The sequence below is a fragment of the Streptomonospora mangrovi genome, from assembly GCF_027604915.1.
Taxonomy (GTDB): domain Bacteria; phylum Actinomycetota; class Actinomycetes; order Streptosporangiales; family Streptosporangiaceae; genus Streptomonospora; species Streptomonospora mangrovi.
This window is the reverse complement of sequence record NZ_JAJAQC010000042.1, coordinates 20,256-31,957: the sequence shown is the minus strand read 5'-3', so window position 1 is coordinate 31,957 and position 11,702 is coordinate 20,256. Positions and strand designations below refer to the sequence as shown.

Genomic DNA, 11,702 nt, shown 5'->3' with positions numbered 1-11,702 from the left:
CGGGCCGGGGCCTCCCCGCCCGGGTTCACCCGCCCCTCCTGCGGGGAGGCAGGGGCGGGGCGGCAGTGGTCCCTCTTTCAACTGAGGGCGATGCGGGACAGTGCCTCCATGCGGTCGGCGTAGCCGTCGGGGGAGCCGAACCAGACGGAGACGTGCGCCGCGCCGGCGGCGCCGAGGGCGGCGGCCTCCTCGGCGGCCTCGGCGGAGGCGCGGCCGGCGGGGAGGGAGATGCGGGCGCCCGTCTCGATCGGGCGGCCGGCGCGCTTACGCACCTGTGCCGCCAGCGCGCCGAACCGCTCGGCGGTGATACCGGGGACCGCCTGCCAGATGTCGGCGTGGCGGGCCGCGCGGTCCAGCGCCGCGCCCGACATCCCGCCCACCAGCAGCGGCACCGGCGCGGTGGGCGCGGGCGCGAAAACCCCGGTCTCGAACCCGAAGCGCGGACCCGTGAACGGGCCGCGCCCCACCGTGTGCAGGTGCCGGATCAGCGCCAGCGCCTCGTCGGTGCGCGCGCCCCGGTCGGCGAAGTCGGCCCGCAGCGCGGTGAACTCGGCCTCCTCCCAGCCGGCGCCCACCCCCAGCACCAGCCGGCCCGGGGCCAGGCGCTCCAGGGTGGCCGCCTGCTTGGCCAGCAGGAAGGGGTCGCGCAGCGGCAGGATCACCACCGAGGTTCCTACCCGGATGGTCGCCGTGGCCGTGGCGACGGCCGTCAGCAGTACCAGGGGCTCGAACACCCCGCCGTAGGTGGCGTTGTAGCCGGCGGGCGGCAGCGGGTGGTCGGGCAGCCAGACCGCGCCGTAGCCCAGGTCCTCGGCGCGGCGGGCGAGGTCGACCACGGCGCGGGGGTCGAGGTCGGCGGACTCCGCGGGCAGCACCGCGTACAGGGCGGGGCGGGCCGTACTCACGCCGCACCGCCGGGGTGCTCGGCGAGGAAGTCCTCGACCAGCCGCGCCCACTCCTCGGGGGCGTCCTCCCAGATCAGGTGGCCCGAGGCGAGGTCGACCCGGCGGGCGCCGGGGATGGCCTCGGCGAGCACGTCGGAGTGGGAGGGCGCCACCAGGTCGTCCTGGGCGGTGGCGATCACCAGCGTGGGCGCCGCGACGCGCGGCAGGTCAGCTCGGGTGTCCACGCGCAGGCACAGGTCCACGTGGTCGGCGGCGCCGGGCGGGTCCGCGGCGGGGCCGGCGGCCGCCACGTCGTCGTGCCAGGCGGTGAGCAACGCGCGGAAGGCGGGGTCGGGGTGGGCGAACCCGGCGGCGAGCACGAGGGCGGTGACGCGCTCGGGGTGGCGCACGGCGGCGCGCACCGCGACCGCGCTGCCCAGCGAGTAGCCGTGCAGCGCGAAGCGCTCGGCGCCGGCGCGCACGGCGGAGTCGACCAGGCGGTCGGCCAGGTCGTCCAGGTCGAGGGGGACGGGCGAGCGCGGGGTCGCGCCCGTGCCGGGGTAGTCGGGGCCGATGACGGTGTGGCGGCGGGCCCACCGGGTCATGACGGCGCCGTAGTTGGGCTGGATGCCGCCGCCGGCCCCGTGGGCGAGCAGCAGCGCGGGGCCGCTGCCGAGAACGGTGGTCGCCAGGTCCGGCGACTGCGTTGTCGTGGTCATGGCGCGACGCTAAAGCCGTACACCGGTGTGAAGGTCAAGCCCTCGCGGGCGTGCGGACCCGTGGGCCGTGCCACACCCCCGAACCCCGTCCGGCGGGGCGCCCGACCCGGGTCGGGCGCCGCGCGCGGGTGCCGCGCTCCTCGTCGCGCCGTCCGGAGCGTTCTCGCGGGCGGGTGCCGCGCCTCCGCCGGCCGGCGGGCCGGGAGCGCGCGGCCCCCGGCCCGCCGGGTGTGCGGTGCTCAGCGGGCCGCGCAGGTCACGGTGGGTTCGCCGGTGGCGCTGCCGGTTCCGGTGAAGCCGAACTCGGCGGTCTCGCCGGCGGCGAGGTCGCCGTTGTAGCCGGCGTCGGTCACCACGACCCGGGAGCCGCCGCCCTCGGCCGTGCCGTTCCAGACCTGGTTGACGCGCTGGTCGCCGGGGAACTCCAGGGTGACCGCCCAGCCGTCGATCGCGGTGGCGGCGGTGACGGTGACCCCCGCCTGGAACCCGCCGGACCACTGGTTGGTGACCCGGTAGTCCGCGGTGCAGTCGCCCTCGGGCTGGGGGTCGGGGTCCGGATCGGGGTCGGGCTCCTCGGCGGGCGCGGCCATCGCCAGGTCGTAGGCCCGCTGCGGCACGAACTGCCCGGCGCCGGCGATGCAGCCGTCGGCCTCGCCCGGCAGCTTCACCCACAGGAACGCGTCGATCCGGGAGTTGCCGGTCTCGGTGGTGCTGGGCGTGCCGATGGCGCGCCCGGGCGGGTCGCACCACTCCGACCCGGCGGGGCCGTTGCCGTTGCGGCTGGTGTCGATGACCGCGCGCAGGCCGCTGTGGCCGGTGGCGGCGATGATTTGCTCGGCGTAGCGCACCTCGTCGGCGGTCCAGTTGTAGTTGGACACGTTGGTCGAGATGCCGTGCGCGCTGTTGGCGATGTCGGCGCCGTTGAGCCGCGCGGCGATCGTGCCGGGCGCGTGCCAGCCGGAGTGCCCGGCGTCGAAGTACACCCGCGCCTGGTCGGAGCCGGCCATCAGCGCCTTGCCCGCGTAGGCCATCGAGGCCATGACCTCGTTCTGCTGGCCCTGGTCCATGCAGTTGCTCATCAGCGACAGCACGTCGGGCTCCATCACGATGGTCGCCGGGCGCCCCTCCAGCCCGGCGGCGACCTCGTCGACCCAGTCGCGGTAGGCGGAGTGGCTGGGCGCGCCCCCGCTGCTGTGGTTGCTGCAATCGCGGTTGGGGATGTTGTAGACGACGATGATGGGGATCTTACCGGCGGCCTCGGCGGCGCCGACCAGGGCGTCCACCTCGCCGCGCACCTCGCCGGGGTTGTACTGGGTGAACCAGGTGCCCTGGGGGACGTCGGCGATCCGCTCGGCGATGACGTCGGCGCGCGAGTCGCCCGGGTTGGCGCGCACCCACTGGGCGGCGGCGGTGTCGGGGTTGACGTAGAAGGCCGACTCCGCGGCCGATGCGGGAGTGGGCGCCGCCGCCAGCGCGGCGGCCGCGACGATGCCGAGGCCGGCGCTCAGCAGTGGGCGCAGAGGTCTGCGGGACATGCACGGTTCCTTACGGTCGTAGGGCTCGCCCCGTGGGGGATGATGGGGGCGCCCAGGGCTGGGAGCGCTCCCATGTCATGTCTCGGAAGGTAACAAGAAGCTTCCGCCCTGTAAAGGAGCCCAACGAGGGTCGCCTGCCCGGCGACCGCACCCGCCCCCGCGCTACAGCGGTGCCCCGCCGAAACCGATCTCGTTGCCGTCGGGATCGCGGTAGGTGACCTTGCGGACGCCGTTGGGGTAGGTCTCGCGGCCCACGGGTTCGACGCCCCGTTCGGCGATATCCGCGACCAGGGAGTCGAGGTCGTCCACGAACACGGTGGTCAGCGCGTGCCCGGCGTGCTCGGGCCGGTGCTCCACGGCCAGCGACCGGTGCTGGGCCAGTTCCCACACGGCCTCGGTGGGGCCGGCGACGTAGGTGGGCGGCGCGCCCAGCAGGCGTTCGTACCACGCCAGCGCCACGGCTTGGTCGCTGACCGGAATCCCGGCGAACAGGTCCAGTGCCATGCCGCGATCCTAGCCGCGGCCTACGACAGCCGCGGCGGCAACGGCGGCGGCTCAGCCCAGCCGGGGGTCGTGGTCCACCCGCACCACCCGGGCGCAGTTGGCCCGGCTCGCCTTCACCAGCTCGCCGTTGGCGCGGTCGCTGCCCGCCACCCACGCGCGGGCCGACTCGGGGTCGCGGCCGCCCGCGAGCTGGCGGGCGACCAGGCGCTCCTCCCGCACGGCGTCGGGCGCCTCCACGTACCAGACCTCGGTGAGCAGCCCGCGCACCTCGCGCCAGAGCGGGGCGTCGTCGGCGAGGTAGTTGCCCTCGGTCACCACCAGCCGCGCGCCGGGCGCCACCACCTGCCGGGCGGCGACCGGCTCGTCCAGCGTGCGGTCGAAGTCGGGCGCGTAGACGGGGGCGTCCTCGGCCGCGTGCAGCCGGCGCAGCAGCGCGAGGTAGCCCCACACGTCGAAGGTGTCGGGCGCGCCCTTGCGGCCGCGCCGGCCCAGCCGGTCAAGCTGCGCGTTGGACAGGTGGAACCCGTCCATGGGCAGGTAGGCGGCGGCGTCCGCGCCGTACGCCGCCCGCACCTCGGCCACCAGGTACCGCGCCAGCGCCGACTTGCCCGCTCCGGGCGCACCGGCCAGGCCCAGGAACGCCCGCGGCGCCGCCCCGGCGGCCAGCCCGCGGGCGGCGCCCGCCAACTCCTCCAGCATGGCGCCACTCTAGACACCCCGCCGACCGGGCGGCGCGGCGCCTCAGCCGGCGCGGTAGCGCGAGGCCAGTTCGGGGCGCTGGCCGCCGAAGGCGGCGAGGTCGGCGGCGAAGGCGTCCTGGAGCAGCCGGTAGTCCTCCACCCCGGGTGCGCTGACGGTCTCGCCCAGTTCCAGGCCGCGCAGGGCGCCGGTGACCACGTCCTGCGCGCTCATCCGCGGGACGGCGCTCAGGTCCATCCCCTGGACGGAGTGGAACTCGGTGGCCACCACGCCGGGGCACACCGCGTGGACCCGCACGCCGGAGCCGGCCACCTCGGCGGCCAGGGTCTGGGTCATGGCCACCAGGTAGGCCAGGGCCCCGGCGTAGACGGCGCGGCGGGGCATGAAGCCCGCGTCGGCGGGTCCGGAGAACGCGAGCATGCCGGCCACGTTGACGACGGTGCCGCTCCGGCGCGCCAGCATGCCGCCGACGGCGGCGCGCGCCAACTGCGTGGGGGCGAGGACCTTCACGTTGACCACTTCGCGGGCCTTGGCGGCGGGCAGGTCGGCCAGCGGCATGTAGTGGGCGACGCCGGCGTTGTTGACCAGCACGTCCAGCGGCTCGTCGGCGCAGTGGGCGGCGACGGCGGCGATCCCCTCCTCGGTGGCCAGGTCCGCCGCGACCGGGCGCACCGCCACCTCGGGGTGGTCGGCGGCGAACCGCTGGAGGCGCTCGGCGCGGCGGCCGACCAGGATCAGGTCGTAGCCGTCGGCGGCGAAGCGCTCCGCGAACGCCGCGCCGATTCCGGAGGTCGCGCCGGTGATGAGGGCGAGTCCGCTCATGGGTGCTCCATACGTCGTCAGGCGGCCCGGGAGGGGGCGTCCGCGAGGACCGCGCCGGGGTGGGGAACACGACCAGCATGCGCGCCACCGCGATCACCGGGAAGTGGCCCCGCGTTCCTGGGACCGCGGATACCAGGGACGGCGGCGGGCGTTTGCGACAATGGCGGCATGCCCCGGACCGACCTCGGCGACGCGCTGCGCGCCTGGCGCGACCGCCTCACCCCCGAGAGCGTCGGCCTGCCCTCCGGCGCCCGCAGGCGCGCCCCGGGACTGCGCCGCGAGGAGCTGTCCCAGCTCGCGGGGGTGTCGGCCGACTACATCGTCCGCCTTGAACAGGGCCGCGCGCACCACCCCTCGCCGCAGATCACCGAGGCCCTCGCGCGCGCCCTGCGCCTGGACCGCGCCCAGCGCGAGCACCTCTTCCACCTCGCCGGGCTCGCCGCCCCCGGGGCCGCCGCCGTCCCGCGCGGCGTCACCCCCGCCGCCCGCCGAATTTTGGAGCGGATGAGCGGATGCGCCGTGGCCGTCTACGACCCCGCCTGGACCCTGCTGCTGGCCAACCCGCTCTACGATGCGCTGATGGGGCGCTGGAGCGGGGACGACCGCAACGCCGTCTGGCGCGCCTTCGTCTCCGCCGCCACCCGGGTGCGCCACACCCCCGAGTCCAACGGGCGGCTGCGCCGGCTGCTGGCCGCCGACCTGCGCCGCACCGCCGCGCGCTACCCCGACGACCCGAAGCTGCGCGACCTGGTGGCGCGGCTGCGCGCGGGCAGCGCCGCGTTCGCGCACCTGTGGGACTCCGGCGCGGCGCAGGAGCACCAGGACGCCCGCAAGACGGTCGACCACCCCGAGGCCGGACCCATCACCGTGGACTGCGACGTGCTCCACGTGGCAGGCGACGACCTGCGGGTCATGGTCTACTCGGCCGCTCCGGGCACCGGCGACGCCGAGCGGCTGGCCCTGCTCTCCGCCGCCGCGGCGCCCGGCCGCCCCGGTGCCGGCCCCGGCTGAGGCGGCCGCGCGGGCGGCCGGTGCGGGCCGGGCCGCCGGCTCGGGCGGCGGGGCGCCGTCCTGGCGGGCGCCGGGCTAGTCGCCGAGGACCTCGGTCAGGCGCTCGGCCACCAGCGGGATGCTGTAGTGGTCCATGCGGAAGGACTCCGCGCCCAGGGTGAAGGCGCGGTCCTCGCGGTAGGCCGGGGTCTCGGCGAGGTTGGGCGCGGTCTCCAGGTAGTCCTCGACCGCCTCGTCCTGGGTGTTGACGAACAGCAGGGTGGAGTCGCCGAACGCCGAGGCGTTCTCGTGCGCGACCTCCACGGTGTCGGCCCTGTCCGCGCGCTCCACGGCCTCGCCCTCGGCGAACTCGTGCAGGGTCAGGCCGAGATCGGTCACCAGTCCGCCCAGGGCGGACTCCTCGGTGAAGACGTTGAAGCCGTGGGGCGTGCCCGTCAGCACCACCACGTCGTGGCCGGTGTCGAGCCGGCCGGAGGTCTCCTCGACCAGGTCGGCGTACTCCCGCTCGACCTCGGCGCCGGCCTCCTCCGCCCCGAACACGGCGGCCGTCTCCTCGGTCAGCTCCAGCCAGGAGGTGTCGGACTCCCCCAGCACCACGGTGGGCGCGAGCTGCGACAGCCGGTCGTAGGCGGCCTCGTCCACGGCGTCGGCGCCGAACCCGTTGCCCACGATCACGTCGGGCTCGGCCGCGGCCACGGCCTCCAGGTCGACCTCGGGCCCGGGCAGCGCCTCGACCCCGCGCTCGTGGGCGACCTCGGCCCACTGCGCGAAGAACCCGGAGTCGTCGGTCAGGCCCGAGGGGGCGGTGGTGCCGGAGGCGACGACCGGGACGTCCAGGCTGAGCAGGCTCGCCGTGCTGGTCACGCTGACCGAGACCACGCGCTGGGGGTCGGCGGGGATGTCGCTGGAGCCGAACAGGTGCTCCACCGTGCGCGTGGGGGTCTCCGACTGCCCGGAGTCGTCCGGCCCGCCGGCGGAGCAGCCGGCGACCGGAACCAGCACCGCCGCGACCAGCACCGACGCAAACTTAGGCAAGGCAAACCTTGTTGTCTTCATTGCAAGCATTGTTATGTCCGCCTATGCTCCTGTCAATGCCGCAGACGTCACCCGCAGCCCGCAAACCCCAGGTCACCGGCGTGCCCCCCAAGGGCCGCCCGCCCCGGCCGCCCTTCCCGCGCGACCATGCGCCCGTGGTGGCCGCCGCCGAACGCGCCGCCGCACAGGGGCCGGCGGCCGTCGAGGCGTTCTGGCGGCGGGTACGCGCCGAGGGCACGCCCGTGGTCGAACCGGCCGCCGACCCCGCCGAGCGGCTGGTCACCTTCCTGTGGCGCGGCGCCGGCCTGGCCGACGTCGTGCTGGTCGCCGACCGCAGTGCCGACGCGGAGTCCTACGAGCGCAACCGCATGGCGCGGGTGCCCGGCACCGACCTCTGGCACCTCACCTACCGGATGCGCGCCGACTGGCGGTGCTCCTACGCCGTCGCCCCCGTCCCGGCCGACCCCGGCGCCGCGCCCCCCGGACCCGCCGACCCCATGCTGGCGGTGCGCCGCTCGCGCGCCCTGGCGGCGGCCGACCCCGCCGACGCCCCCGCCATCGCCCGCTGGTTCGACGCGCTCGCGCACTCCCGCCCCGACCCGCTGGCCCGCGAGCGCCTGGACGCCGCCTGGTCGGTGGTGGCGCTGCCCGAGGCCCCCGCCGGCCCGCGCGGCGGCGAGGTGCCGCCCGAGCGGGTGCGCCTCCACCAGGTCGCGAGCACCGGCCTCGGCAACACCCGCGAGGTCGCGGTGTACACGCCGCCGGGCGCGCCGCCCGAGCCCGGCGGGTGGCCGGTGCTCGTGCTGCTCGACGGCCAGGACTGGCGCCCGACCCCGTTCCTGGCCGAGGTGGACCGCATGGTCGCCGCGCGCGAACTGGCGCCCCTGCTGGTGGCGCTGGTGCCCTCCCTCGACTTCGCCACCCGCGTGCGCGAACTCGGCTGCCACCCGCCGTTCGTGGACTTCCTCACCGCGACGCTGCTGCCGCTGCTGCGCCGCGAGCACGGCGCGACCGCCGACCCAGCGCGCACGGTGGTGGCCGGGCAGAGCCTCGGCGGCCTGACCGCGCTGTTCGCCGCCCACACCGCGCCCGGCCGGATCGGGCGGGCGCTGTCGCAGTCGGGCTCGCTGTGGTGGCCCAACGCGCCCACCGCCGAGGGCGAGGCACCCGGGTCCGAACTCATGCTGCGCCTGCTCGCCGAGGCGCCCGAACTGCCCGAACGCCTCCACCTCAGCGTCGGCCTGCACGAGTGGACCCTGCTCGGCCCCACCCGCCGGCTGCGGGCGCTGCTGGAGGAGCGCGGTGCCGCCTTGGACTACGCGGAGTTCAACGGCGGCCACGACCGCGCCTGCTGGCAGGCCGGCCTGCCGGCGGCGCTCGCCCGCGTCACCGCGGACTGGCCCCGGTGACGCGCGCGGCGGGCACCCCCGCGCCCCGGACGCCCGCGTCGACGGCGGCGACGCCCCAGCCGGCGCCCGCGCCGCCCGGCTCGGCCGGCCCCACCGCCCGCGACGCCGGCGAGGCCCTGCTGCGCGCGGCCGAGCGCCTCAACGGCCTGCTGACCGACCTCGCCCAGGAGCACGGGCTGAGCGCGCTCCAGGCGCGGGCCCTGCGCGCCCTCAGCGGCGGACCCACCCAGGGCGGACTGTCCCGCCAACTGGGCTGCACGCCCTCGGTGGTCTCGGCGCTGACCCGCGACCTGGAGGCGCGCGGCCTGGTGGTGCGCCGCGCCTCGCGCTCGGACAAGCGGGTCCGGCTGACCACGCCCACCCCGCGCGGCCGCGAGGTCCTCGCCGCCATCGGCGCCGGGCTGGCGGAGCGCTCGCCGCTGTCCCACCTGCCCCCCGAGCGGGTCGCCGACCTGGCCGCCGTCCTGGCCGAACTGGAGCGCCTGCCGCCCGGCGGCGCGCACGCCCCCGCGCCCTCCCCCGAGCCCGCCGCCGACTAGCGCGTGCCCGCGCGGCCGGTCGCGGCCGGCCCCCGCGCGGTCCGGCGGCGCCGCCGTGCCGCGCCCCGGCCGCGACCGGCTCCCGCAGCGGTGTCCGCGCAGGTCAGCGCCTTCGGACCCGCCCGCCGACGTGATGCGCGCGGCCAGACGGGCAGAGGAAGGGGGAGCGAGCGCTCCCGCGTGAGCGGAGCCGAGGACGGACGGGAGGACCCATGCCGAGTCTGCGGAGCCGGCTGCTGCTGATGACGGCGTCGGTGATCGGCGAGCGGGTCGAGTACCGCGACCCCGCCACCGTGCGGCGCAAGATCGAGGACAACTACGTCAAGCCGGCCTCCTATGCGCCGCCGCGCCGCCTCACCCGCGCCACCCGGGTCGACATGGACTTCGACTACGGCTGGCCGTGCTACACCGTGGCCCCCAGCCGGGGCGAGCCGGCCGTGGACGTGCTGTTCATCCACGGCGGCGCCTACGTGGACGAGATCAGCGGCATGCACTGGCGCATGGTCCAGCAACTGGTCGACGAACTGCGGGCGCGGGTGACCGTGCCCGTCTACACCCTGGCGCCGGCCGGCAACGCCGCCCGGGTCGTCCCCGAGGTCACCAAGTTGGCGGGCGACATCGCCGAGGCCGCGCCGCACGGCGTGGTGTTCGCCGGCGACTCCGCGGGCGGCGGGCTGGCGCTGGCCGCCGCGCAGCGGCTGCGCGACGATCCCGACCGCACGCGCGGCCCCGACCGGCTGGTGCTCATCGCGCCGTGGCTGGACGTCACCATGGAGGACCCCCAGACCATCACCGCCGAGCAGGGCGACCCCGAACTGTCGCGCCCGGCGCTGCGGTTCGCCGGCCGGGTCTGGGCGCACCACCTGCCGACGGACGACCCCGCCGTCAGCCCCATCAACGGAAAGATGGCCGGGCTGCCGCCGGTCTCGCTCTACAGCGGCACCCGCGACACCCTCAACGCCGACGCCCACCGGTTCGCCCGCCTCGCCCGCGAGGCCGGGGTCGAGGTCGACTTCCACGAGGCGCCCGACCAACTGCACGCCTACCCGCTCTACCGCATCCCCGAGGGGCGGCGGGCGCGCGACCAGATCGTGGCGGCCATCCGGCCGCTGGCGGGCTGAGCCGACGGGCCGGGCGGGCCGGGCGCACCGGCCGCGAGACGCGCGCACCCGCGCCCGGCGGCGGACGCGGGTGCGGGTACGGCGGAGCCGGGCCGAGCCGGTCCGCCTCAGGCCGGCGCGAGCACCTTGTGGTCCAGCTCGCTGGCGCAGCGCTCCAGTTTGCCGGCGGTCTCCTCCTCCTGGTGCAGGATGGTCGTGAGGTTCTGGGCGAGTTCGGTGTCGCCCATCATCATCGCCTTGTCGACCAGCCCCCGGTAGGTGGCGATCTCGAAGTGCTCGACCTTCAGCGCACCGCCCAGCGCGAACATGGTCAGCACCTGCGGCGCGGGCTTGTTCGCCGTGAACTCCCGGTACTCCTGGCGGATGGCGTCGATCACGCCGCAGGGGACGTCCATCGGCGTCTCGCCGAGGTGCTTGAAACAGGTGTCCAGGATCTTGGCCTGGTCCTTGGTCTCGCGCTGGTGGGTCTTGAGCATCTTGGCGAGGTTGTCGTCGTCGACGTCGCCGGCCACCTCCTTGAGCATGTCGGCGATCGCCTTCTCACCGGCGTAGATGGCCGAAAGCTCGTACAGGAGCAGGTCCCTGGGCTCTTTGAGGCGCATGGTGCCTCCCTTACAGCGATGGTTTTCCGGACCCCGGGCCGCTACCCCGACCCTGACCTGCGACACCTCTGGCAGAGGCACCTGCGGCAGGCCGTCGCGCTCACGCGGGGTCGACGTCGCTCCACCGCCGCCCCAACCGCTCGCCCGGCACCGAGGTGCGCACCGTCTCGCCCAGTTCGGCGATGTGGTCCCACCGCAGGTAGCGCTCGTGTGCGCGCAGCCGGCGCAGCACGGCGCGCAGCAGCGGGGGCGGCGCCAGCGAGCCGCCGTACCCCCACCGGCCGGCCACCGAACTGCGGCCGGTGACCAGCCCCACCACCTCGTAGCCGCCGTCGGCGGTGCGGCGCACGACCACGTCCTGCACGCGGCCCAGCGCGGTGCCGCGGCTGTCGCGGACCTCGCGGCCCAGCAGGTCACTGACCAGGATCGTCGGCACGGCCGGCCCCCGGGATGCGTCCGATGACGTGCTCGCGCAGCCAGTCCTCGGCCGCCCACACGCGCGCGGGCGCGCGCATGGACAGCCGCGTGGCCGGGCGGAACTCCACGACCGAGCCGATGGGGATCCGCACCGGTCCGCCGCCGGCGCCCGCCCGGCGCAGGAACGCCGCCCACGCCCGGCCCAGCCGGCCCGACAGCCGCGGCCCCAGGGCGGCGGTGTCGGTCAGCACCGCCGAGACGCGCGGGGCGGTGTCGGCCTCGCCCCACGCCAGTTCGATGTCGTCGACCTTGCCCACCGGGCGGTCGTCGCTGTCGTAGATCTGGCGGTCCAGCGCCGCGAAGCCGAGGCGCAGCACCTCCACGGTCGTGTCCGGGTCCGGCACG

At 76.3% G+C, this 11,702-nt stretch carries 14 protein-coding genes; 4 read left to right on the top strand and 10 right to left on the bottom strand.

All coding sequences use genetic code 11. The features are described from left to right. Positions 1 to 77: 77 nt before the first annotated feature. The 6 genes from LG943_RS21140 to LG943_RS21115 all read right to left on the bottom strand — a co-directional run bounded on the left by LG943_RS21140 (position 78) and on the right by LG943_RS21115 (position 5,163). Positions 78 to 905, bottom strand: coding sequence for a TIGR03619 family F420-dependent LLM class oxidoreductase (locus LG943_RS21140; RefSeq protein WP_270074073.1), 828 nt, complete (start codon positions 903 to 905; stop codon positions 78 to 80). Next, entirely contained in the window at positions 902 to 1,603 is a 702-nt protein-coding gene (locus tag LG943_RS21135; protein WP_270074072.1) for an alpha/beta fold hydrolase, read from the bottom strand. Before LG943_RS21135 ends, LG943_RS21140 begins: the two co-directional genes overlap by 4 nt. Before the next feature lie 239 nt (positions 1,604 to 1,842). Next, the gene (locus LG943_RS21130) at positions 1,843 to 3,138 is read right to left on the bottom strand and encodes a glycoside hydrolase family 6 protein (protein WP_270074071.1); all 1,296 of its coding nucleotides are present in this window, start codon (positions 3,136 to 3,138) and stop codon (positions 1,843 to 1,845) included. Positions 3,139 to 3,300: 162 nt separating this feature from the next. Beyond that, positions 3,301 to 3,642 (bottom strand): VOC family protein, encoded by a 342-nt coding sequence (locus tag LG943_RS21125; RefSeq protein WP_270074070.1) that lies wholly within the window; start codon positions 3,640 to 3,642, stop codon positions 3,301 to 3,303. Positions 3,643 to 3,693: 51 nt separating this feature from the next. Further along, positions 3,694 to 4,341: a nucleoside/nucleotide kinase family protein gene (locus tag LG943_RS21120; RefSeq protein ID WP_270074069.1), complete on the bottom strand. Its 648-nt coding sequence runs from the start codon at positions 4,339 to 4,341 to the stop codon at positions 3,694 to 3,696. 42 nt (positions 4,342 to 4,383) lie between these two features. Then, positions 4,384 to 5,163: an SDR family NAD(P)-dependent oxidoreductase gene (locus LG943_RS21115; RefSeq protein WP_270074068.1), complete on the bottom strand. Its 780-nt coding sequence runs from the start codon at positions 5,161 to 5,163 to the stop codon at positions 4,384 to 4,386. Between the two features lie 168 nt (positions 5,164 to 5,331). Here LG943_RS21115 and LG943_RS21110 point away from each other — a divergent pair, with 168 nt between their 5' ends. Then, on the top strand, positions 5,332 to 6,174 hold the full coding sequence (locus LG943_RS21110) for a helix-turn-helix transcriptional regulator (protein WP_270074067.1): 843 nt from the start codon (positions 5,332 to 5,334) through the stop codon (positions 6,172 to 6,174). A gap of 75 nt (positions 6,175 to 6,249) precedes the next feature. Here the strand turns inward: LG943_RS21110 and fepB are convergent, their stop codons facing one another. Next, positions 6,250 to 7,209, bottom strand: a complete 960-nt coding sequence (fepB, locus tag LG943_RS21105) for a Fe2+-enterobactin ABC transporter substrate-binding protein (RefSeq protein WP_270074066.1) — start codon at positions 7,207 to 7,209, stop codon at positions 6,250 to 6,252. Between the two features lie 56 nt (positions 7,210 to 7,265). Between fepB and fes the strand changes: the two genes are divergently transcribed. From fes to LG943_RS21090, 3 genes are all read left to right on the top strand, one after another. Then, a complete protein-coding gene (gene fes / locus LG943_RS21100; RefSeq protein ID WP_270074065.1) occupies positions 7,266 to 8,618 on the top strand; it encodes an enterochelin esterase in 1,353 nt (450 codons plus the stop codon). After that, positions 8,615 to 9,157 carry a MarR family winged helix-turn-helix transcriptional regulator gene (locus LG943_RS21095; protein ID WP_270074064.1) on the top strand — a complete coding sequence of 181 codons (543 nt, stop codon included), beginning with the start codon at positions 8,615 to 8,617 and terminating at the stop codon, positions 9,155 to 9,157. Before fes ends, LG943_RS21095 begins: the two co-directional genes overlap by 4 nt. 212 nt (positions 9,158 to 9,369) lie before the next feature. Beyond that, positions 9,370 to 10,278 (top strand): alpha/beta hydrolase fold domain-containing protein, encoded by a 909-nt coding sequence (locus LG943_RS21090; protein ID WP_270074063.1) that lies wholly within the window; start codon positions 9,370 to 9,372, stop codon positions 10,276 to 10,278. A 107-nt stretch (positions 10,279 to 10,385) separates the two neighbouring features. On the opposite strand, the gene LG943_RS21085 is transcribed toward LG943_RS21090, so the two are convergent. The 3 genes from LG943_RS21085 to LG943_RS21075 form a co-directional block, all read right to left on the bottom strand. Then, positions 10,386 to 10,880 (bottom strand): YciE/YciF ferroxidase family protein, encoded by a 495-nt coding sequence (locus LG943_RS21085; protein WP_270074062.1) that lies wholly within the window; start codon positions 10,878 to 10,880, stop codon positions 10,386 to 10,388. A gap of 100 nt (positions 10,881 to 10,980) precedes the next feature. Beyond that, positions 10,981 to 11,316 (bottom strand): PRC-barrel domain-containing protein, encoded by a 336-nt coding sequence (locus LG943_RS21080; RefSeq protein ID WP_270074061.1) that lies wholly within the window; start codon positions 11,314 to 11,316, stop codon positions 10,981 to 10,983. Beyond that, complete coding sequence (locus LG943_RS21075) at positions 11,294 to 11,701, bottom strand: hypothetical protein (protein ID WP_270074060.1); 408 nt, start codon at positions 11,699 to 11,701, stop codon at positions 11,294 to 11,296. The genes LG943_RS21080 and LG943_RS21075 overlap by 23 nt, the downstream gene beginning before the upstream one ends. Position 11,702 lies beyond the last annotated feature (1 nt).